Here is a 21,230-nt window from a genome sequence, read left to right on the forward strand (position 1 = left end):
TATAACAGTCGACACGCGCACTGCCCAGGAAAAGCGTCTTGCAGCATGGCAAGAGAAAGTCCACACAGGTAGAAATCGGGATGTGCCTCTAAGGACAATCCAAAGTGCCCTGCTTATACGGATCCCACTGGCTCTCCGCGCCTTTGTCTCGAAGGCTTGTCAGGACAGACATATATTCAAAACTCTTGACGCTCAGGTCAACCCGAGAAATAACGATCTGCCCATCATAACGCTTTCGCCCGTTGAGGATGGCCTCCTCGTCAGTCGGCTTGACGCCACTTGGTCGAAACAAAGATGAATTCCCAATGTTCTTCCAATACTCTGGGTAGTTTCCGGTGCACACATACCACGTCTCATAGTAATTCCCAGCAAGAGGACGCGGGTCCCGTGGGAGCACGTTGTAGTACGAAGCATCCATATACAAGAACGTATCCGACGGATCGGCAATCGCTGCCGTAGGAATTCCACCACCAGAATAAGTCGTCGCAATCGGAGAGGTGAACAGATACCAGTTCACTGCATAGGAGTTCTGTCCACCATAGCTGCGGTATTCAGGGACATCGCTCGAAACGTTCTCCTTGTCAGCGCCAACCCATGTTCTCGGTTGTCCTGGCGAACGGAACAGCTTGTCGTACTCACCATAAGGCGCAATAAATTGGTGGAAAAACATCGCATTGCGCGCATGCCCGCCGTACCACGCTTGAGCCGCAGTCCCGTGTGTTTTGTAATCGCGCTGGTAGTCGGGATTGATACAGGCATCGCCAATGCAATCTGGGCCGTATCTCCCAGTGACACGATACGGAAACAAAACTTCATCGTAGTCCGCCGAATAAAGCGAACTCATCATCCCCATCTGCTTAACCTGGTTTGCGCCCTTGAGCTTAAACACTGCGGCCTTGGCCTTGATAAAAACGGGGAACATAATCGCCGCTAAGATGGCAATGATTGCAATCACCACAAGCAGTTCGATTAAGGTAAACGCTCTCCTAACTTGAACTATCCTCTCCACCAGTAATACTCCTAGTAGGAATCATCGTCTTTTAGGACGGTTCACAACAGGGTCCCGTTCGCAAAAAGATGCTTTATTGTACGGCAAAATTACGAGCCAAATGGCAGCCCTTTATCACAGCTCCCGAGCATCAGCAAACCGCCCAGCAATCGCAGTTGCCGCCGCAGTTCGAGGGCTGACCAAGTGAGTACGTGAACTCGGACCTTGCCGCCCCTCATAAGGCCTATTGCTCGTGGAAGCGCTTCGTTGCATTGGTCGAACGATATCCCCGTTCATGCCGAGGCACATCGAGCAACCCGAGAAGTGCCACTCAAACCCGGCATCCTTAAAAACCTGATCAAGTCCCTCTGCCTCTGCCAATCCACGAACCGCTTCGCTGCCTGGGACAACCAAAGCCCGCACCCCTTCTGCAACCTTACGTCCACGCACAACATTCGCCGCTTCACGCAGGTCCTCAATCCGCGAGTTCGTACAAGACCCGATAAAGACCACGTTCACCGGTATCTCCTTCATCGGTGTCCCCGGCTTCAACCCCATATACATCTGTGCGCGCGACTCTGTCTTGTCCGCTGGCTCAGGAACGCTGCCACTAATATCCACTGTCATCGCCGGTGTTGTTCCCCAGGAAACCTGGGGCTCAAGATTGCCGACATCGAGGGTCACATGTCGATCAAATTCACCTGGATCATCAGTCTTCAACCCCTTCGCATCGGCAGCCATCCGTTCAAAGTCAGCGCCTTTGGGCGCATATGGCTTATCGCCATCCGCGACGTATGCCAGCGTCACATCGTCGGGAGCAACCAACCCAGCTCGAGCCCCCATCTCAATCGACATATTGCAGATCGTCATTCGCCCGCTCATCGAGAGTTTCCGAATCGCCTCGCCAAAGTACTCCGCCACAAACCCTGTGCCCCCACCAGCCCCAATCTTGCGGATAATCGCCAGGATCACATCCTTCGCCCCCACCCCTTCGGGCAGCTCGCCGCGAACTTCAATCCCGAGGGATTTGGCTTTGCCGGGCGTACGCAGGGTTTGCGTCGCCAAAACATGCTCCACCTCAGTGGTGCCGATCCCAAATGCCAACGCACCAAAAGCGCCGTGCGTCGAGGTATGGCTATCACCACAAACGATCGTGAGTCCAGGCAGGGTAATGCCAAGCTGCGGACCAATAACGTGGACGATGCCCTGATTCGCGTCGTGATAGCCGAACAGCGGCACCCCAAACTCGTCGCAATTCCTCTTTAGCGCCGCTAACTGCTTTCCGCTTAACGTGCTTTCATCAATCTCTCGACCGTCAGTTGGAACGTTGTGATCCACTGTCGCAAAGGTAAGGTCGGGCCTGCGAACGGGTCTCCCAAACTGCCGCAACCCATCGAAAGCTTGAGGTGAAGTCACTTCATGAACAAGGTGTCGGTCGATATAGAGCAGCTGGCCTCCACCCGGAAGGTCAGACACGACATGGCGATCCCAAACTTTGTCAAAAAGCGTCGGCATGAACCTTATTATGAGCCAACCGTCAGGTTCCTTTTTTGCCGCAACTGTGATACTTTGAGAGTGACGGTCCGCCAAGACTGTCGGGGAGGCAAATATGGCATTAGATAGCGATTGCCAATGGCTTGGCAAATTTCCCTGTAATTACGACGATTACTTCAAGGGCGAGTTCAACGAGGTGCCTGAACACAAGACATGGTACACAGGCCGTGTGCTTAAATCCGGGTCCGTGCTCTACGTCGGCACCAAACCAGACCCGGAGTGGTGGAAACTCGGTCCACCCCAAGGAACGAACGGGCGACCAGGACCCTTCCTGACAACGTCACTCGATCGGGCAAAAGCCCTCGGCGGCGTGGTGCTCGCCTACACAGTGGAGTGGGACCTTGAAATCGTTTTTACGGGAAAAGCTGGAGGGTTCGAGCTACAGGAGGACGTCTTCAACGCCGGTTTTGAAGCCTATTACAGCTGCAAAGAGTGTGAAATGTCGATGGTCAACAGCATCGTCGGTGATTACCTCGATTGGGAAAACGTCAAAGTCGTCGCCACCGACAAACTGGCAGCAAACTAAACAGCTACCGGGGACGGCTTGCAACCTTCTCGGCAACTTCACGAGTTGGGTGCAGGCCGACCCGCGTAATCCGCTTTCGCGTCATGTTCTCAACCCTGAGCAAACCAAGCGGCGTCTCAACATGGTCGCCCGGTCGGGGTATCCGATCTAAACTCGTCACGATGATATTTGCCAGTGTATCGGTCGAAGGCTCTTCCGGCAACTCAACACCAAGAAAATAGACAAGCTCATCAAAGCGTATCTCCGCCCGCGCAGAGATACGTCCGCTCGCATGGACTTCAATAGTAGGGCGATCACTTTCTAACGAATCTTCAAGGTCCCCAAAGACTTCCTCGACAACGTCCTCCAAGGTAATCATCCCACTCGTTCCACCGTACTCGTCCAAAACGATCACAATCTGCGACTTCGACTCCCTCATCGTCTGAACAAGCCGATCAAGCGTCAAGTTCTCCGGCACCATCACCGCTGGTCGCAAGATCTTCTCAAGGTCAAACGCTGGATCGTTAAACTTCTTCATAATGTCGTGCAGGTACGCCACACCCAACACCTCATCGACATCTCCCCGACAAACGGGAATCCGGTTGTGCGGAATCTCCGAAAGCTCTCTGATTAACTCCTCCTTGTCCAGGCTAACCTCAAGCCAACCGATATCCATGCGATGAATCATGATGTCCCTCGCCATCAATTGATCCAGCTTGATGGTTCTCGAAACCATCTCCGCATGTGCCTTCTCAAGAGTGCCCCCCAAGGCGCCCGCCCGGATCATCATGATGAGCTCCTCTTTCTCAGTCGCATCCCTCACAACGTCGTCAGTGCGAATCCCTATCGCGCGTAAGAGCACAGCTGCTGAACGATCGACAAGCCACGCCAAAGGCAACAGCAGCACTCGGAAGAGCTGCAAAGGTCGAATAAGAAAAACCGCAAGCGCGTCCGCAAACCGAAGGCTCAGATACTTCGGAATGAGCTCGCCAAGCACAACGAGAAAGAAAGTGATGAGAACGAAAGAAAAGACCGTAACTCCCGCACGGGCGATCCCTGTCTCAGGCACAGGAATGGCGTGCGACAGCATACGATGAACGTACGGCTCCGAAAGCGAACCGACCAAGATCCCAATGATCGTAATGCCGACCTGAATCGAGGCAACGTTCGACTGCATGTTGTCCAAAGCATGCAGAACAAGCTTGGCGTTTTTGCTTCCCTTTCTCGCCCGTGCCTCAATCCGACTGCGACGGACGCTGACAAGCGCGTACTCGGTCGCCACAAAGAACGCGCTGCCGATAATGAGGAGGATAGTGACGATAATCTGTATCGCCGGGTTGTCTTCCATTCGCGCTTATTGTATCAAAGACTCACGCCTCCCCGTGCAATTTGACCATTTCTCCCTAAACACCATCCTGTCCCAAGCCCCTTGCACACGTCCCGCTCCAAGCTCCTGCTGCTAGCTGCAAGCTCCCCGCTTATGTCTTGCGTTCTTTGCGACAAACCCTTTTCTCGCAACACCCAACGTCATAATCAATCTCATGGTCCACCCCGGCGTCTACCCCGCAGCCGTCACACCATTCGACGACAAAGGCCGAATCGACAGACCGTCCGTAGCGAGGCTTCTCGCATGGTTCGAAACAGCGGGCTGCACCGGCGTTGTCCTTGCCGGAACAAATGGCGAAGGGCCATCGCTTACCACACCCGAAAAGCGCGATCTTTTATCGGACGCCAGCCCACTCAAGGGCAAGCTCGACCTCATCCTCGGCATCGCAACGTGCAGCCTCAACGAAGCAATCTGGTCCTGCAAACAAGCGCACGAATCAGGTGCCGTTGCCGCCCTCGTGATGCCCCCTTTCTATTTCAAAGAACCCCTTGAAAAAATTCAAGATTGGTTCACAGAGCTCCTTGATCGCTCTCCTCTCCCAATCCTCGTCTACAACTTCCCGCAACGAACCGGCATAACCCTCACCGCCGAATTCATGGCAGAAGCCTCAGCTCACGAAAACTGCGCTGGCCTAAAAGACAGCAGCGGAAACCGAGAAAACCTGCAAACCTTTCGAGAAGCAGTCAAAAGACAGGACCAAGTTCTATTCGTCGGCGATGAAACTTTGCTCATAGAGGCCCTTCAAACGGGTTGGAGTGGAACCATCAGCGGTGCCACAAACAGCATCCCCCATTGGATCGTCGAAATCGTCAAACAATACTTAGCCGGTGACCGCGAATCGGCTGAAGCTAAGTTTCAGTTGACTTTGCCCGTCATCGAAGCTCTCCGCAAATCCCCCCAGCCCGCAACCCACAAAGGCATCCTTCACCGCCAAGATGTTCTGTCGACCCCCTTACTCCGACTTCCCCTCACCCAAGCCGACGGCGCAGCCGTAACCCAAGTTACCGACCTCATCAAAAGTCTTACGCCTACCATATAGCGCCACCTACCCACCTACCCAGCCACTATCCCACGCCTTCTGGTAGAACCTCACTAATGCCGCTCGTCATTCCTGTCGCCCACGATTTCACCTGCGGGTGGTGCTGGGTTGGGTTCTTCCAGGTCCTCAAACTCCGAAAAGAATTCGACATCGAATTTGACTGGCGCGGCTACGAACTCTATCCTGAAGCTTTGGAACTCCCTGGGCCCTCCGCGCCACGCCCCATCGAGTACCCAGAACGCCCCAAAACCCCTTCACGAATGGCCCTTGCTTATGCGGCCCAGGATATGGACCCTCCAACTAACTATCACCCACTGATCCGGACACACAACGCCCACGAGGCCGTGGAATTCGCCAAAACAGAAGGTACACAGAACGAACTGGTAGAGCGTCTTTACTATGCCTACTGGACCGAAGCCACAAACATCAACGACCTTCCTACACTTTTGAGACTCGCCGAAGGAATCGTTACAAACATCCCGGAACTTGAGTCCTCAGTCAAAGAACAACGATTTCAGGAGAGCATCATCGGATACGACGAACCGGCTTACGCAACAGGCGTGTACAACATCCCCACGTTCTGGATCGGAGGAGAGCGATACTCGGAGCAACCCTATCGAGTCATCGCGAACGCACTCAGAAAGGAGTTGGGCTAAATGGCTGACCTCCCAAATCTCTACGAAGGGCTGGAGTTCCCTCCAGCTCCACCCGAGCGTCCATACGTTTTTATGAACATGGTCACCACGATCGACGGCAAGATCGTGACCGGTTCTCGCGAAGACTCTGTCGAGGATCTCGGAACAGACATGGACCATCGAATGATGCGAGTTATCGAACACGCAGCCGATGCCGTCATGATCGGTGCCGCGACCCTGCGCGCAAACTCCAAAATGTCCTATGCCAAGCACTTGTACCGAATCGTCGTTACACGCTCAATGGACATTGATCTCAATTGTCGCTTTTTTACAGAAGCGCCAGAAAAATCCATCATTATCTGCCCGCCCTCTACCATCGTGCCTGCGGAAAAAGGCATCTCGGTCGTAAGACTTGAAGACCCCAAAGATTGGCACGCCTCGCTGAGAACTCTAAGGAACGAATTTAAGATTGAAAAGCTGCTCTGCGAAGGCGGCAGTGAACTTAACGCCCAACTGCTGAGGCTCGATCTTGCCGACGAACTCTTCCTCACCCTCGCTCCAAAAATCAAACTCGGCCGAGACCTGCCAAACTACGCAGGCGGAGAACCTCTGCCAAGATCGGAACTCCTCAACTTCGAAATTCAATCCGTTCAACAGTTTGAAAACGAAGTCTTCATTCGTTACCGCCGCCCGCGATAGGGAAAGATGAATCTCTCAGGAACGCACAAAAAAGAGAGGAAACGACGACATACCCTGCGTCCGCTGCGCCCGATTGTCTACTTATCGCGAAACGCGAGTAAATCCCTTCCCCTCATGGGAGTCATCGTTCTCGCGGTAATGCTCATCAGCGGCATCGTCTCGATGATGAATTCAATCCCCTATTCAATTCGGACCATCTACTCCTACTCCAAGTCCATGGTTGGGGTCTCGCCTCGCGGTGATGTCGCCGCAACCCCCGTCATCGAAGAGACACTCAAGAAAGAATCCCCATACGAGCTCGACCGAGTTTTTACATGCCGGGTGACCGGAGCCGTTGTAAACAGCATCGTGGGCAAGTGGCCCTTCGTCGTGCTAGGAATGGCGCCCGACGACGCCAAGTACTACCTTGATCGACTCAACGTTCAATCGCTTCAAGGGCGGATGCCAGCCCCAGGAGCCCCCGAGGTTCTAATCAGCGAGCCTGTTGCACGCAACCTCAAAATCAAGATCGGCCAAGAACTCCTTGGTCCAACAAAGGCGGACTTCTATTCCCCAAAAAGCGTCAAGGTTGTCGGCATCGCCGAAACTGACAAGTGGGTCATGCTCAGCGACATCGAGTATCAGAGGCAAAATCACTTCCCGCCCATCGACAATGTCATCGCAATGACAAAGGACCCCGCCGAGATCGACGCCCTCGGACGATGGAGCGAAGAACGGTTCAAAGGCCAACGAGCCGCGGTCTTCTCCTACCACATCCTCGAACGCGACACAAACGACAACTTCGGCACTCTCTACCGAGTTCTCGATGTCGTCATAGGCACGCTTGTGCTCGTGATTACCGTTATGATGGGGATGCTCATCAATATCTACACCGGGCAGCGAATCGTCGAATTTGGGCTTCTCCAAGCCATTGGCTACACAAAACGCCAACTCATCGCAAGAGTAATGAAGGAAACAATCTTGGTGCTCGCCGCAGGATGGGTGCTTGGGGTAGCCGCATCCTTCGTCCTCCTCAGCATAGTCGAGCAAAAGCTCTTCGTTCCAAACGCCTATTTCATCAGTACGGCCGACCCGATTGCCTACGCATACACGATCCCCGTGCCCCTTGCCATCATGATCGTTGGCGTTGCAACGGTCATCCTGCGCTTCCGGCAATTCGATCCTGTCACCATCGTCGAAAGGAGACTCGTATGATCCGCGCCGAAAGCGCATCTCTTGTTTACAGCGATCATGACAAAGTCGTGCATGCTTGCCGAGAGATCGACCTCACCATCGGCAGCGCAGAATTTACTGGCATCCTCGGCCCATCAGGATCAGGCAAGTCTTCGCTGCTGTATATCCTTAGCGGACTTAAAGTTCCTACCGAAGGAAGGATCTCATACGACGGGCAAGACCTAAACACCCTCTCCGATGAGGAGCGAAGTCACCTTCGCCTCCGCAACTTCGGATTCATATTCCAGCAGCCTTACCTCCTCGGATATCTCACCGCCATAGAAAATGTGCTTCTCGCGACCCAAGTGCAAAACCCACTTCAGCACGCCGAAGACCTCCTTGCAAAACTTGGCCTTCAAGACAAGATGAAGAGTCTCCCTCACGAACTATCCGGCGGCGAACGCCAACGGGTTTGTGTAGCCCGCGCCCTCATAGGTAACCCTCGTGCGATCTTCGCCGACGAACCGACGGCATCACTCGATCACGCAAATGGCCTCCAAGTCGTCGAATTGCTTAATGAGCATCGAGGAACCGGCTCCCTCATCATGGTCACGCATGACCCAACCATGCTCGAAAAGGCAAACCGAGTTCTCCAGATCATAGAAGGAAGGGTCGAAGAGACTCAGGCTGTTCGCTAGGCAACGGTAGAATCTCCCAATGTCGCCCCGGCTCATCTTCGCCCTGGAAACCGTATATAGAGCCGGCAAGTTCACGCTAGCCCACTTCAATGCCAACACCAAAGTCGAACTAAAGGCCGACGATTCACCCGTAACCGTCGCCGACAGAGGCGCCGAACGCATCATCCGAGAGGCCATAGAACGCGAATATCCCGGCGAATCCATCCTCGGCGAAGAAGAAGGGTTCACCGAAGGCACGAACGGGAGATGGGTGTTGGACCCCATAGACGGTACAAAGTCATTCGTCTGTGGTGTATCTCTGTTCGCCACCCTCCTCGCCTACGAAGACGAGCAAGGTGGCCAACTCGGCGTTTGTTACTTTCCTGCCCTCGAGGAGGTCGTTTATGCCGAGCGTGGTCATGGGACATTCTGGAACGGGAAACAATGCCGGGTCTCTGCGCACCCCACCGTCAAGAATGCGACACTATCCTGTGGAAGCCACTCAAGCATGGCAAAACAAGGCCACATGTCATCCCTTCTCAAACTCGCCGAACAAACGCAAGCCACCCGCACATGGAGCGATGCATACGGGCATGCCCTCGTTGCAACTGGAAGGATTGAAGCCATGATCGACCCCATCGTCTCACATTGGGATATCGCAGCGATGGCAATCATCGTCCGAGAAGCAGGTGGACGTTTTACAACAATGGACGGCGGCGAAGCGCTGGGCAACGAAGCATTAAGCTCAAACGGACTCTTCCACCAGGAACTCGTGGAGGCATTTAGTCGTTGAGGGTCCTTGGAATCGACTTTGGCTCAAAGAGGATCGGCATTGCTATCGGAGAGTCCGATCACCAAGTAGCGACCGCTCGGAAGCCTATTGAGGCCTCAGGGACTTTGCGAAAAGACGCCGAGGCAATCTCCCAACTTGCGAGGACTGAACAGGTAGATCGACTCATTCTCGGCATTCCCCTCAACCCCGATGGCGAGGATCGAATGGCACGGGTGTGCGGCAAGCTTGGCGAAATCCTTCGCGAACTTGGATGGACAGTGGAAACCGTAGACGAATCGTTCACCAGCGTCCTGGCAGAGTCCGACTTGGCAGAGCTTGGCCTAAAGGCCAGTGAACGCAGGAAGCAGCGAGACGGCGAAGCCGCAGTTAGAATCTTGGAGAGGTACTGGCATGGCGAAAAAGAAACCCAGCAGACTTAAGCGCCTCCTAAAACTCGCCCTAACTCTCACCATCATCGTGAGCGCCATAGCCTATTGGGGGTACACACAACTTCAGCCTACCAACAGCGCAAAAGCCTTCTACATGCGATACGACAACCCAAAGACCCTAAGCGCAGTCCTCGACAACCTCCAAGAAAAGGGAGTTGTCAGAAACGCAACCGTTGCCGACTGGTACTCCCGAATCTCAAAAGTCCCACGTCAGGTCAAGCGCGGAACGTACCAAGTCAAACCTGGAAGCACGATAGAGGAGGTCTACAAGACGCTTCAAAACCCTGTTCGACAAATGGTGCGAATTCCTGAAACCTACTGGGCTTCAAGAGTCGGCCCGCTTCTCGAAGAGAAAGGGGTCGCCAGCGCCACCGAATACGCAAAGCTGATCAAGACACCCCAAGCTTTTCAGTCAGAAGTTGGCTTCCCACTCCCGAAAACCGGCACGCTCGAAGGTTATCTCTACCCCGACACATACGACCTGCCCCCATTGCTGGGAGCAAGACAAACGATCATTCGACAACTCAAAACATTCGAAGAAAAAGTCTACAAAAAGCTGCCACCAGACACAAACCTCAACCGAACGCTGACTCTCGCGTCGATGCTCCAGCTTGAGGTCAAACTAGATAATGAGCGCCCTATCGTCGCTGGCGTAATCGAAAACCGTGTAAAGCAAAAAATGCCCCTTCAGATCGACGCTACAGTCCTCTATGGATTGCAAGAATGGCGAAGACTCACTTACGACGATTACCGAAACACAGACTCGCCGTACAACACCTATCGTATTAAGGGATTCCCCCCAGGGCCCATCTGTTCCCCCACCATACGAAACGTAACCGCCGCACTAAACCCGTCGAGTCATCCGTATCTGTTCTATGTGGCTCTCCCCGAAGGCAAGCACCTCTTTAGCAGCACATACAAAGAACACCTGAAGAATATTGCCCTCAGAAAAGCTGCCCTCGCCCAACAGGCTAAGGAAGCAAAATGAAAGGATTCAAGATCGGCAAATATGCCAAGGAGCGAATGCGCAAGCCTTTCCGAGCGCTCTGTCCTATTGAGTCCGTCGATAGCATCCTTAGCATTAAGCCCGAAGATATCGCTGCCTCAGGCAAAAAGCTCGTCCTGCTCGACGTGGACAACACCCTGCTTCCCTGGAAGTCAGAAGTCGTTCCCCCAGCGACCCTCGAGTGGATCGCCTCGCTAAAGGCTCTCGACATCAATCTCTGCATTTTAAGCAACACCCGCCACCCCGATCGACTTCAGCGCCTGTCCAAATTGATGGATATTCCGTTCATCAGGGGGAGATTCAAGCCAAACCCCACCATTTATAGGCAAGCACTCCAACAGTTCAACGCAAAGCCCGAAGAAGCCATCATGATCGGCGACCAACTCTTCACCGACGTTCTTGGGGCTAGCCGCGCTGGCATTGACGCCATCTGGGTTCTCCAGATGGCTCCACGCGAGTTTCCGGGTACAAAGATCAGCCGACTCGGCGAACGTATCGTCCGCCGAACACTTTACAGAGCTATGCATCCACCGACAGATCCAAACAACCCGCCCACAAACAGCGAGACAGAGATTCTGGGCTCGACAGAGGGAAACCCCCAGGCCGGCACCGAAGACGAGCTCGACCTCATGCCGAGCGAGGCCGGAGCAGCCGAACTGCTCAAGCGCCCAATCGTCAGGCAGTTTGCCAAGTTCTGCATCGTTGGTGGTCTGTCCTTTGCAATCGACTATTGCATCCGCATGACCATGCTGTTCGCGATCCCCTATCAAGGTGGGCTCCTCAGCGATGTCGCCGGGCAAACCCTGATCGAAAAATTTCCCAATCTGCTCGGTGGTTTCAACACGCCAAAAGAAGCCTTCTATCCCATCGTCGCGCTCACCGGTGGTGCCTTCGGCATGATCAATAGCTTCCTTTGGAATCGCCGATGGACATTTAGAATCAAGGGAAGAAAAGACCGCCTTGCCCAGCTAAGGAAGTTCTTTGTGATCTCCTGCATCGGCTGGTTGATCAACGTTGTCATCAGTTCTGCGCTAAACCACGCAATCCCCGGAGATGAAAAAATGAGTGCGAGGATCGCCATCATCGTCGCTACCGGCATTGCTGCGTTCTGGAACTTCTTCGGTCAGCGACTCTATGCCTTCAAAAAGAAAGAGTAATGCCCCAAACTTACCCCTGGCAAGAAGCCCCGAAAGCCGACTTTGCAGTAATCGGCGATCCCGTATCTCACTCCCTTTCCCCCCAGATGCACGAGGCGGCATACCGTGCCCTTGAGTTGCCCTACAAATACGTGGCGATTCGCGTTCCACCCCACGAAGTAGGCATGGCCCTCCAGCATCTCAGCGGCCTCGGCTACGTAGGAGCCAATATCACCGTCCCGCACAAGGAAGAAGTACTTCTTTGGACCGGCAGCGTCGATTCATTTGCCAAACGAGTTCGAGCCGCGAATACGGTGCATATGGCCGCCCGTCAAGCCATCAACACCGACGGCCCTGGGTTCATGGACACCCTCAACGACCTGAACGTAAATCAAAATAGCCGGGTGCTCGTTCTGGGTGCTGGCGGTTCTGCGCGATCCATCGTCACCGCACTACTCGACGCCGGTTACAGCGTCGGACTCTGGAACCGAACGTACGCCCGAGCACAAGCAATGCTCGATGAATTCGATCTCGAAGCCACTCTTCACGAATCAATCGACCTTGAGGGCTACGACGTTGTCGTGAACGCTACCGCTAGCGGCATCGCGGATGACGACCTCGGAATTGACTGGTCCAAAGCCAATAAATCCGCCATCGCATACGATCTCTACTACGCAAATGGCCTCACGCCGTACTTGAATTCCGCATCCGCCGCTGGCTTAAAGTGCATAGATGGCAGACATCTTCTGGTAGCCCAAGGAGCTAGGTCGTTCGAGTGGTGGCTGGACAAGCAAGCCCCCCGAGAGGCTATGATGAATGCAATCCGATGACCTTTCTCCCCGCTACGCAGGAAAACATCAGTAGGACGGCCGACATTCTGCGCTCGGGCGGTTTAGCAATCATTCCAACAGAAACCGTTTACGGCATTGCCGCTGTTGCGACGAACGCAGAGGCCGTTGCCAAAATCTACAGCGCAAAAGGCCGACCCGCCGATAACCCGCTCATCATCCACATCTCAAGCATTGAGCAGATTGAGCCGTACATTCAAGGCTGGACTGAGTCGGGTCAAGCCCTGGCAAAACGCTACTGGCCCGGGCCCCTCACCCTCGTCTTCAAGAAGACCGATCTTATCCCAGACATTGTCACTGGCGGGCTTGATACGGTCGCCGTTAGGATGCCGTCACACCTCGTCGCACACGCCCTCATCGAAGCAGTTGGGGCCCCCCTCGCCGCCCCAAGTGCAAACAAGTTCATGCACCTCTCCGCGACGCGAGTAGACCACCTTGATCCAACCTTTGTTGACAGAGTAGATGCCGTTCTCGACGGAGGTCCGTGTATCGTTGGACTGGAATCGACCGTTGTCGACGTAACCGAGCATCCGCCCCGAATTCTTAGACCTGGTGCCGTCTCCCGAGCAGATATCCAAGCGGCAATCGGGTCCCCGCTCGGGGCCGTCCCACACCCGTCGCTAAAGCGTTCGCCCGGCTTATTCCCCAAGCATTACTCCCCAAACGCCCCGACGATGCTCGTCGATGTTCTGCCACCCGACAGCGCCGGTCTTACCTTTGGCGAGGCCAATCCACCTCACCAAGTGCACATGCCTGCCGACCCCGTGCACTACGCGAAAGAACTTTACGACGCATTGCATCGAGTGGACACCCAGAATCCAGAAACGATCTTCATCGAACGTCCCCCCGAAAACCCAGAATGGGAAGCGGTTTGGGATCGAATCATCCGCGCCGCTGGTGACGTGGACGAAGATTTCTAACGGAAAGCAAAAAAGCGACGGCTACTTGCCAGCATCGATCGATCTCGGCTTGGGTCGCAGAAATCCGACGGTCCCCTGCACCTTCGTTAGAATCGACTTCACGAGCTTCAGCTCTTCATCAACCGCATTGCCGTCATAAGCGAGCGGCACAAGGAGATAGTCCGCGCGCTCTTCCTGAACGACATCCTCAAGAGTCGAGGCAAAGTCTCGCCCGCGCTCGACCTTCACAACAAAGTTCACGTCCGCCTCGCTCAACATAGCCTTCGCTGGCTCAAAAGCGCTCTTCGCCAACTCCTCATCCTCCGACATTGGCGCTGTCAAAGGCTGGTGCCGAGGCACAACGATTACAAAAGTTGCCACCACCTGCGAGCTAAAATCGCGTGACATTCGGATCGCCGCTTCAAGCCCATCCCGATCCTGTTCCTCACCCCGAAGGAGCAACACCAGCTTCGAGCTAAACATCGGCCCTGGCTTGCGCTTCTTCTTCCCTGGAGTCTCAACCAAAAGATCCAAAGACCGGCGAGCGTCATCCACTGTCTCCGCGACCGGCAATTGTGAGCGAACCTCAGGCACGCTGCGAAACACATCGCGAATGTTCGCCGGAACCGCCGCAACGATCACACGTGCATCCTGCGACTCAATAAAGTGCAGGATGTCACGAAAGGTGTCAACCCCCTCCACCGTACACTCGGTAATGCCCGAGCAATCGATGATGACACCGCTCGGATGCCGCTTCAAAGTCAGCGAAATAGCGGTATGAACAGTCTGCCAAAAGTTCGAGCGAAGAGCGCCCGAAAGAATAATGACGTCCTCATAACTCTCGACGATCATTTAAGGAAATACCTCACATTTGTGATGACGACGTTTTTACGTTTCGCCAACGCAATCTTAAGCGGAACAGCTGCATTCGAGTGCAAAAGCGACTGAACCCAGTTCTTCGGAACAGCTTGTGGCACGATCACGGTGATCAAGAGATCGGGGTCCTCCGCCAACGTCTGATCGATGTATTCCACGATTGGCGTCACCAAAGATCGGTACGGCGATTCTAGGATGACCAGCGGCATGTCTGCGCCAAACTTGGTCCAGTCCTGCTTGATCTGGCTAACGTTCGATGGGTCAAGCGTGACGTGGATCGCCCGCACATCCTTGGTCATCGCCTGCGCATAGGAGATCGCTTGAAGGATTCCCTTGTGCAAACGAGGCACCAAGAGCATAACCGTCGTTCTGGTCGGGATGATCTTGTCATCCGGCTCAACGCTCAACTCCTTCGCAAGATAGTTGTAGTGCTTGCGAATAAAGCTAAACACGATGAGCAGAACGGTCAGCGCAACCACAATCAGCCATGCGCCCTCTGCGAACTTTGTATAAAGCAGAATCCCCAGCACGACGAACGTGACCGCCGCTCCAACGCCACTGAGTATCGTCTTCCAAGCTGGCGAACCCTCACGCTTAAACTTCAAGCACATCCCTGCTTGACTCATCGTAAAGGAGATAAATACGCCCATCGCATATAGCGGGATCAAGGAGTGTGTGTTCGCGTTATAAACGACGATCAGACCGATGGCTGCAAGCGACAGCAGAACAATTCCGTTCTGATAAACCAGCCGGTCGCCAACCGTCCCCAACTGCCTCGGAAGAAAGCCGTCCTTCGCCACAAAGCTGCACAGACGAGGAAAGTCTGCATATGCCGTATTCGCCGCCAAAAAGAGGATCAGTGCCGTTGCAAGCTGCATCGCATAAAACAGGTTGTAACTGAAATGCTTGTCCGCAATTTGGGCGACCACGGTTTTGTAACCCGTGGCCTCCTGCGCCATCGGCACGATCCCTTCATGCATCGCCAGATAGCTCAGCCCTATGAACATTGTCATCAGAAGGCCAACCATCATCATCAGCGTTAAAGCCGCATTTTTGGCCTCGGGCGGGCGAAAAGCCTGAACGCCATCCGCGATCGCTTCCGTACCCGTAAGGGCCGTACACGACGCTGCAAACGCCCGCAGCAACAGAAATGCGTTCACCGCATGCCAGCCTTCGTTAGGCTCGGCGATACCAGTCGCCACATGGTGCGGCACTCCCCAAGTGTCAACGACACCCTTAAAAATCAAAGCCAAAACCAAGAAAACAAACGTGTAGGTCGGAATCGCAAAGAGCATTCCCGACTCTTTCGCGCCTCGCAAGTTTGCGATCATCAAAATACAAATCGCGGCAACACCAATCCCTACGGCATATGGCTTAGTATCGGCATAGAGTGAGATGATAGCGTTGACGCCTGACGAAACCGACACCGCAACGGTCAGAACGTAATCAATCAGCAACGAGCCGCCCGCGATCTTCCCCGCGCCCGAGCCCAGGTTCTCCGTAGACACAAGGTAGGTGCCGCCACCTTTTGGATAAGCGTGAATCGTCTGGTAATAGCTAAAGGCGATCAGAAGCATCAAGCCGCCCAGCCACCACGAAACGTCGAACACAAAGGGCATCGCCGCCGCGCCCGCTAGCATCAAAACCAGCAGAATCTCTTCTGTGGCGTAAGCGACCGAAGATAAGGCATCGGAGGCAAAAACGGGCAGGCCGAAGACTTTGGGAAGCCTCTCGTGATGGGCGTGCTTTGTTTGGATCGGGTCGCCGATGAGAACCCGCTTCAGTTTGCTATAGACAGACATAAGAACGCCTACGAGCCCGAGCTAAGCACGCGCAGGCCGACCAACTCCTTCCGTTTGTCGAACTCGCAGAAGACGCGTGGCTCTCCCTTTATACCAAGGGCTCTGCGAGGATTGTGAGCACAAAGCCGGATGGCGGCCTCATCTCCAAAATCTTCAGCCAAATTTTGGAATGCGTTAAGCAAGGTAATCGAACTGCCCGCAAGCGTCTCCGTTCCAGAAACAGTCACCCTATCACGCTCGACCGTAACAGCCGTCCCCCACATGTCAAGCTTCGTCCCCGGCGTGAGCCCGGTTGCCATAGTGCTGTCGCTAATCGCGATAATTGCATCCAGAGACTTCGTTTTCAGAAGTAAACGCATGGAATCCTTGGAGACATGAATACGGTCGTAGATAACTTCGGTTGCAATTGCGTCGTTGGTCAAGAAGTAGCCGACCGCCCCCGCCTCACGATGGTGAAACGGTCTCATCGCATTGAACATATGCGTCGCATGCAACGCCCCAAACTCAAATCCGAAGCGCGCCTCATCGAACATAGCGTTCGTGTGTCCCATACTCACAATCACGCCACGATCCGATAGCCGTGTAATCAACTCCAAGGCACGGGGCCGTTCCGGTGCCATCGTCACAACCTTCAAACGAGGATCGTCAAAAATCGCATCCCACCCCGAGCCACCCTCGGGCGGATCCAAAATTGCAGATTGAGGCTGCGCACCCGGGAATTCTGGACTGATAAAGGGTCCCTCAAGATGCACTCCCGCAATCATCGGCTCATCAGCAGGGATTTGACTCATCGCCTTCTGAACGTCGTCAACCGAGGCCGTCACCGTCGTCATCAGGACCGATTCATAACCAACCTTCTCCAAACCCCGGCATAAAACCCGCAGATCCTCGGTACTCGCCGACATAAAGTCGATGCCAAACGCACCATGAAAGTGAATATCCACAAACCCAGGAACCAGCGTCAGTTGCGGCGGGCGGCTAACGCGTTCAAAGGTCGGCGAAGGCCCCGACCAATCTACCAAATAGCTCCCAAACCCTTCCGAACCCAAGTAGTCGGCGACGTACTTCATGGCGCGATGATGTACCCCCCGTCCGAGCGTATGACCTTGCCATCAATCTCAAGAATCGTCAGCTCGCTCAGCACATCTGCAGGATCCAAACCTAACTCCATCGCAATCTTCTCCGCTGGCATCGCATGAACGGACAGGGCTTTCAAAATCGCGTGATCGCTCTCTGCTACCTCTCGCCGTCCCGAAGGCTTCGAAAGGTCCAACAAGTTGAGGTCCTCCAAAATCTGATCGGGATGATCCACCAGCGTAGCTCCAAGCCTAATCAAGTGATGCGATCCACGAAAGCTGCTCATACTGACGTTAGAAGGCACGACAAAGACCTGCTTACCCAATTCAACCGCCGCATTCGCCGTAGCCAGCGATCCCGATCTCTCTGGCGCTTCAATAATCAATACTGCATCCGAGAGGGCCGCAATGACCGCGTTGCGCTGTAGAAAAGTATGCTCCCGAGGTTTGTGCCCAACCGCAAACTGACTTGCCAAACAGCCGCTCTCACGTATTTGCTGAAAGAGAGTTCTGTGTGAGGCTGGATAAACGCCTTCGATCCCTGTCGCAAGCACCGCCGCCGTCTTCCCACCACACTTCAGCGCCGATTGATGCGCGACCGCATCCACCCCGAGGGCTCCACCGCTGACAACAGCCACCCCTGCCCCCACCAAACGCTCGACAAATTTCTGAGTGACCGCCTTCCCATACGTCGAAGCTGCACGAGTGCCAACTACCGCAACCGTCGGTTGCTCAAAAATCTGTCGGTCACCCCAAAGAAACAAACCTGCGAAGAAGGTGCGCACTGGCTGTAGCCTCAAGGGCAAATCAACAACTGAAATCGCCTGCACACCCAGCGCAAGCGCTTTTTCAAGCCCATCCGTTCGTGTCCGCTCCACGCGTTGCCTTTCGGCATCAGATAATAATGGACACGCCAAGATTCTCTGGCGGGCGTCTGGCAAGGAATTGCCCTCAAGCCATCGGACAACCGGTTCTAATTTATGAAAAGGCAGTTCCGCCGCAAGGAGGAACTGCCAATAATCAGCCGAGCCAAGAGAACGGCTCATGCCACAGTCTAAAGACCGCCGCCGCCAACACGGCCGCCACCGCCAGTACCTGTTCCGGGGCCGCCAGTGCGTCCGCCGGTCTGGCCTGGATTTGTGCTCGCCGGGCGTACCGACGGAGGAAGCGCATTGTCAACAGTGACGCCATATTCCTTCACCGTCGTATTGCCCATCCAGTCCGTCGCCGTTACCTTAATCGTACGGCGCCCATTCGAAAGCGGCTTGTTCTTGGTGTAAGGAGAAATCCGAACGATAGCAAGGCCATCGCGACCGTATTCAAACTCCATCTCCTCGCCATCAACCTCAATCCGAACCGTCGAGCTATTCACTCCGGTAGCTTCATCGTCGATGGAGATCAGCATCTCAAGAGGAGGTCCTCCAACAAGGTCACCGGGATTCGGCCAAATCATGTTGATCTTGGGACCGGTCAAGTCCACGCCATTATCGGGATCGAAAGCCAGCAGGCTGCCGTCTTGTGCGAGAACAAGAAGGGTCTTCCCAGAAAGAACGACTGGGCCTGAAGCAGGGATCGCAAGCGGAATCTGATTGGTCGGAGGCTGTGCTTGTCCGCCAGCGCCACCTGCGCCACCACCACCAGCAAGTCCACCACCGCCGCCGCCGCCGCCAAATCCAGCGCCACCGCCACGGCCCGAACCGCCGCGTCCGCTGCTGCTCGGATCCTCAGTGGTAAAGCTTGTACCTGCTAACGGACGAATCAAGAAGCTCCATACAACGTCGCCCGTCGCCGGATTCACCGCAACAATGCTGCCCGCGGTCGTTGGCTGAACGAACATCTTTCCAGCTGCCGAGGGCCGGACCGACGGATACGAACCTAATTCAATCGTCTTGCCTCGAAGCTTCGGGGCTCCTCCAAGCGGCTCATACAGGAACGCCTTTCCATCGCGGGTTACCGCAAAAACGCCTTCCGAGGAAACTGCAGGAGCGAACATCAGAGGCTCACCCGTGTTCTGCTGCCAACGCACACCACCAGAACGTGCCGTCAAACAGACGACATAGCTTCCAGCGCTCGCGTAGACATAGTCTCCATAAACAGCAGGCTGGGAATCTGTATTGACGTTTGTAAAGCGTCGATTCCAATCTACTTTCATCGAGAGAACATTCAAGCTCGTCAGGGAGTTGTCGCTGGAATAAAACAGCACCGAATTCCCATAAGAAGCCAGTTGCCCAGTCAGTCCAGCAAAGACCTTGTAAGGAGCATTCCAAACCTTCTCACCGGTCGCTCCATTGATAGCCATCAGAGTGCTGTCAGAAAGCATGAACAAGACGATGTTGCCAACGACAACCGGTTGCCCCACAATCGGGACATCCGAAGCGTAGGCCCACTTTGCCTCTCCGCGATCTGCGGTAACTCCGTAAACGATCTGATTGTCACCGACGGCGACCACGACATCACCCACGAGCACAAGCCCGTTGCGGAAATATCCTGGAATCGGATCGGCTAATGGATAGCGCCACTTCTGGTTGCCGGTTTCCATGTCAAGCGCAAACATGCGCTGGCCAACCGCTGCATAAACCATCCCCTTTGACACGACCGGAGCTCCGGTGGGGGACACGGGCGTGGAATATGCCCAGCGCCAAGCCAGAGGAATGGGGCCTGAGAATTGGGCGAGTGCGCTGCCCAAAAGACCAAGCGCCAGTGTTCCGATCGCTATGATGCGCGACGTTCGCATACCTGTATAAACCTCCAAACGCATTAGTCCAAAGACCAACGCTTCCCTGATTTTAACGGTAATCAAGCCTGCTTGTCTATGCAGACAGAGAATCAGGGTCATATCATCGGACGCTTCGAAGACGGCTTCCGTCACTGCGATTACTGCAAAATGCCCTCAAAACCGATCATCCTATGCTAAATCGAAGGCGGATTCTGTGTCGAAAGCTCTACCCATACTTTGCTACCACAAAGTCGGAACCCTCAAAGAAGAAGGGAGATGGCTCAATGTCGAGCCGGAAACCTTGAGGAGTCACATCCGCTTTTTTGCAAGACGAAAGTACAGCTTTGTCCAAGCATGCGATCTCGCAAATCACTGGCCTTCAAGGGCCGTATGCCTAACGTTCGATGACGCCTACACTTCGACGCTCACAACAGGCATCGAGGTCATGCGCCAAGAAAGCGCCACCGCGTCGATCTTCGTGGTGAGCTCTCTAACCGGGAAAAGCTCCGAATGGGATGGCGTCCGCGCGGCTAAACTCGCCGATACTCAGCTCATTATTGATGCGAGCCACCTCGGTTTCGAGATCGGAAATCACACCGCAAATCACCCCCGACTGTCGAAGTTAAGTGAAGTCCAACAACTGCACGAACTCACCAAATGTCATCAGGTGCTGGTTGATCTAAACATCCATCCAACGACAATCGCCTATCCGTACGGTTCGCACAATCAAGCCACGTTTCAAGCCGCTCAAAGCCTTGGCTACACAGTAGGGCTCGCTCTCAGCCGCCGTCCTGCAAACCCCACGGATCAAAAACTGGCTCTTCCCCGCATCGTCATCTCATACGGCGACCGTCTACCCTCCCTGCTCTACAAACTCTTCTTAAGGCCGCTTCTGCCATCGACAAAGCGCCGCGAAGACTATGTGGCCTAGGAACAGGCTTGACGCCCTCCGAAAATATTGAGGTATCTTATGCTTCCCCGGCCTTACTGCACGGTCAAAAAGAGTCAAGTTGA

The 21,230-nt window shown here is 54.5% G+C and carries 21 protein-coding genes; 13 read left to right on the forward strand and 8 right to left on the reverse strand.

Annotated features, from left to right (window positions below; all coding sequences use genetic code 11):
• Positions 1-88 precede the first annotated feature (88 nt).
• On the reverse strand, positions 89-1,009 hold the full coding sequence (locus KF784_02420; protein ID MBX3117892.1) for a prepilin-type N-terminal cleavage/methylation domain-containing protein: 921 nt from the start codon (positions 1,007-1,009) through the stop codon (positions 89-91).
• Positions 1,010-1,123: 114 nt separating this feature from the next.
• Positions 1,124-2,503, reverse strand: coding sequence for a 3-isopropylmalate dehydratase large subunit (gene leuC, locus KF784_02425; GenBank protein ID MBX3117893.1), 1,380 nt, complete (start codon positions 2,501-2,503; stop codon positions 1,124-1,126).
• Between the two features lie 94 nt (positions 2,504-2,597).
• Here leuC and KF784_02430 point away from each other — a divergent pair, with 94 nt between their 5' ends.
• Positions 2,598-3,068, forward strand: a complete 471-nt coding sequence (locus KF784_02430; protein MBX3117894.1) for a hypothetical protein — start codon at positions 2,598-2,600, stop codon at positions 3,066-3,068.
• Positions 3,069-3,072: 4 nt separating this feature from the next.
• Here the strand turns inward: KF784_02430 and KF784_02435 are convergent, their stop codons facing one another.
• Positions 3,073-4,395 (reverse strand): HlyC/CorC family transporter, encoded by a 1,323-nt coding sequence (locus KF784_02435; protein MBX3117895.1) that lies wholly within the window; start codon positions 4,393-4,395, stop codon positions 3,073-3,075.
• 193 nt (positions 4,396-4,588) lie between these two features.
• Here KF784_02435 and KF784_02440 point away from each other — a divergent pair, with 193 nt between their 5' ends.
• From KF784_02440 to KF784_02490, 11 genes are all read left to right on the forward strand, one after another.
• Complete coding sequence (locus KF784_02440; GenBank protein MBX3117896.1) at positions 4,589-5,473, forward strand: dihydrodipicolinate synthase family protein; 885 nt, start codon at positions 4,589-4,591, stop codon at positions 5,471-5,473.
• A 56-nt stretch (positions 5,474-5,529) separates the two neighbouring features.
• Entirely contained in the window at positions 5,530-6,129 is a 600-nt protein-coding gene (locus tag KF784_02445) for a DsbA family protein (protein ID MBX3117897.1), read from the forward strand.
• Positions 6,130-6,807 carry a RibD family protein gene (locus KF784_02450; GenBank protein MBX3117898.1) on the forward strand — a complete coding sequence of 226 codons (678 nt, stop codon included), beginning with the start codon at positions 6,130-6,132 and terminating at the stop codon, positions 6,805-6,807.
• Between the two features lie 114 nt (positions 6,808-6,921).
• Positions 6,922-8,001 carry an ABC transporter permease gene (locus KF784_02455; protein MBX3117899.1) on the forward strand — a complete coding sequence of 360 codons (1,080 nt, stop codon included), beginning with the start codon at positions 6,922-6,924 and terminating at the stop codon, positions 7,999-8,001.
• Positions 7,998-8,657, forward strand: coding sequence for an ABC transporter ATP-binding protein (locus KF784_02460; protein ID MBX3117900.1), 660 nt, complete (start codon positions 7,998-8,000; stop codon positions 8,655-8,657). The genes KF784_02455 and KF784_02460 overlap by 4 nt, the downstream gene beginning before the upstream one ends.
• Before the next feature lie 19 nt (positions 8,658-8,676).
• Positions 8,677-9,429 (forward strand): hypothetical protein, encoded by a 753-nt coding sequence (locus KF784_02465; protein MBX3117901.1) that lies wholly within the window; start codon positions 8,677-8,679, stop codon positions 9,427-9,429.
• Entirely contained in the window at positions 9,426-9,848 is a 423-nt protein-coding gene (ruvX, locus tag KF784_02470; protein ID MBX3117902.1) for a Holliday junction resolvase RuvX, read from the forward strand. The genes KF784_02465 and ruvX overlap by 4 nt, the downstream gene beginning before the upstream one ends.
• Entirely contained in the window at positions 9,820-10,845 is a 1,026-nt protein-coding gene (mltG, locus tag KF784_02475; protein ID MBX3117903.1) for an endolytic transglycosylase MltG, read from the forward strand. The genes ruvX and mltG overlap by 29 nt, the downstream gene beginning before the upstream one ends.
• Positions 10,842-12,020, forward strand: a complete 1,179-nt coding sequence (locus KF784_02480) for a YqeG family HAD IIIA-type phosphatase (GenBank protein ID MBX3117904.1) — start codon at positions 10,842-10,844, stop codon at positions 12,018-12,020. The genes mltG and KF784_02480 overlap by 4 nt, the downstream gene beginning before the upstream one ends.
• Positions 12,020-12,829 carry a shikimate dehydrogenase gene (aroE, locus tag KF784_02485; protein ID MBX3117905.1) on the forward strand — a complete coding sequence of 270 codons (810 nt, stop codon included), beginning with the start codon at positions 12,020-12,022 and terminating at the stop codon, positions 12,827-12,829. The genes KF784_02480 and aroE overlap by 1 nt, the downstream gene beginning before the upstream one ends.
• On the forward strand, positions 12,826-13,767 hold the full coding sequence (locus KF784_02490; protein ID MBX3117906.1) for a threonylcarbamoyl-AMP synthase: 942 nt from the start codon (positions 12,826-12,828) through the stop codon (positions 13,765-13,767). Before aroE ends, KF784_02490 begins: the two co-directional genes overlap by 4 nt.
• Positions 13,768-13,788: 21 nt before the next feature.
• Here KF784_02490 and KF784_02495 read toward each other — a convergent pair whose 3' ends face one another.
• The 5 genes from KF784_02495 to KF784_02515 are packed head-to-tail and all read right to left on the reverse strand — an operon-like array spanning position 13,789 to position 20,300.
• Positions 13,789-14,598: an STAS domain-containing protein gene (locus tag KF784_02495; GenBank protein ID MBX3117907.1), complete on the reverse strand. Its 810-nt coding sequence runs from the start codon at positions 14,596-14,598 to the stop codon at positions 13,789-13,791.
• Positions 14,595-16,424 carry an APC family permease gene (locus tag KF784_02500; GenBank protein MBX3117908.1) on the reverse strand — a complete coding sequence of 610 codons (1,830 nt, stop codon included), beginning with the start codon at positions 16,422-16,424 and terminating at the stop codon, positions 14,595-14,597. The genes KF784_02495 and KF784_02500 overlap by 4 nt, the downstream gene beginning before the upstream one ends.
• Before the next feature lie 8 nt (positions 16,425-16,432).
• The gene (locus tag KF784_02505) at positions 16,433-17,494 is read right to left on the reverse strand and encodes an amidohydrolase family protein (GenBank protein ID MBX3117909.1); all 1,062 of its coding nucleotides are present in this window, start codon (positions 17,492-17,494) and stop codon (positions 16,433-16,435) included.
• The gene (gene dprA, locus KF784_02510; protein ID MBX3117910.1) at positions 17,491-18,546 is read right to left on the reverse strand and encodes a DNA-processing protein DprA; all 1,056 of its coding nucleotides are present in this window, start codon (positions 18,544-18,546) and stop codon (positions 17,491-17,493) included. Before dprA ends, KF784_02505 begins: the two co-directional genes overlap by 4 nt.
• A gap of 8 nt (positions 18,547-18,554) precedes the next feature.
• On the reverse strand, positions 18,555-20,300 hold the full coding sequence (locus tag KF784_02515; protein ID MBX3117911.1) for a PQQ-binding-like beta-propeller repeat protein: 1,746 nt from the start codon (positions 20,298-20,300) through the stop codon (positions 18,555-18,557).
• 130 nt (positions 20,301-20,430) lie between these two features.
• Between KF784_02515 and KF784_02520 the strand changes: the two genes are divergently transcribed.
• Entirely contained in the window at positions 20,431-21,147 is a 717-nt protein-coding gene (locus KF784_02520) for a polysaccharide deacetylase family protein (GenBank protein ID MBX3117912.1), read from the forward strand.
• The last annotated feature ends 83 nt before the right edge of the window (positions 21,148-21,230 follow it).

Source organism: Fimbriimonadaceae bacterium (assembly GCA_019638775.1).
GTDB lineage: Bacteria > Armatimonadota > Fimbriimonadia > Fimbriimonadales > Fimbriimonadaceae > JAHBTD01.

Excerpts from the sequence above, each read along its gene's own strand:
- leuC (MBX3117893.1), bottom strand. The coding sequence starts at position 2,503 with ATGCCGACGCTTTTTGACAAAGTTTGGGATCGCCATGTCGTGTCTGAC.
- KF784_02430 (MBX3117894.1), top strand. The coding sequence starts at position 2,598 with ATGGCATTAGATAGCGATTGCCAATGGCTTGGCAAATTTCCCTGTAAT.
- KF784_02435 (MBX3117895.1), bottom strand. The coding sequence starts at position 4,395 with ATGGAAGACAACCCGGCGATACAGATTATCGTCACTATCCTCCTCATT.
- KF784_02440 (MBX3117896.1), top strand. The coding sequence starts at position 4,589 with ATGGTCCACCCCGGCGTCTACCCCGCAGCCGTCACACCATTCGACGAC.
- KF784_02445 (MBX3117897.1), top strand. The coding sequence starts at position 5,530 with ATGCCGCTCGTCATTCCTGTCGCCCACGATTTCACCTGCGGGTGGTGC.
- KF784_02450 (MBX3117898.1), top strand. The coding sequence starts at position 6,130 with ATGGCTGACCTCCCAAATCTCTACGAAGGGCTGGAGTTCCCTCCAGCT.
- KF784_02455 (MBX3117899.1), top strand. The coding sequence starts at position 6,922 with ATGGGAGTCATCGTTCTCGCGGTAATGCTCATCAGCGGCATCGTCTCG.
- KF784_02460 (MBX3117900.1), top strand. The coding sequence starts at position 7,998 with ATGATCCGCGCCGAAAGCGCATCTCTTGTTTACAGCGATCATGACAAA.
- KF784_02465 (MBX3117901.1), top strand. The coding sequence starts at position 8,677 with ATGTCGCCCCGGCTCATCTTCGCCCTGGAAACCGTATATAGAGCCGGC.
- mltG (MBX3117903.1), top strand. The coding sequence starts at position 9,820 with ATGGCGAAAAAGAAACCCAGCAGACTTAAGCGCCTCCTAAAACTCGCC.
- KF784_02480 (MBX3117904.1), top strand. The coding sequence starts at position 10,842 with ATGAAAGGATTCAAGATCGGCAAATATGCCAAGGAGCGAATGCGCAAG.
- aroE (MBX3117905.1), top strand. The coding sequence starts at position 12,020 with ATGCCCCAAACTTACCCCTGGCAAGAAGCCCCGAAAGCCGACTTTGCA.
- KF784_02490 (MBX3117906.1), top strand. The coding sequence starts at position 12,826 with ATGACCTTTCTCCCCGCTACGCAGGAAAACATCAGTAGGACGGCCGAC.
- KF784_02495 (MBX3117907.1), bottom strand. The coding sequence starts at position 14,598 with ATGATCGTCGAGAGTTATGAGGACGTCATTATTCTTTCGGGCGCTCTT.
- KF784_02500 (MBX3117908.1), bottom strand. The coding sequence starts at position 16,424 with ATGTCTGTCTATAGCAAACTGAAGCGGGTTCTCATCGGCGACCCGATC.
- KF784_02505 (MBX3117909.1), bottom strand. The coding sequence starts at position 17,494 with ATGAAGTACGTCGCCGACTACTTGGGTTCGGAAGGGTTTGGGAGCTAT.
- dprA (MBX3117910.1), bottom strand. The coding sequence starts at position 18,546 with ATGAGCCGTTCTCTTGGCTCGGCTGATTATTGGCAGTTCCTCCTTGCG.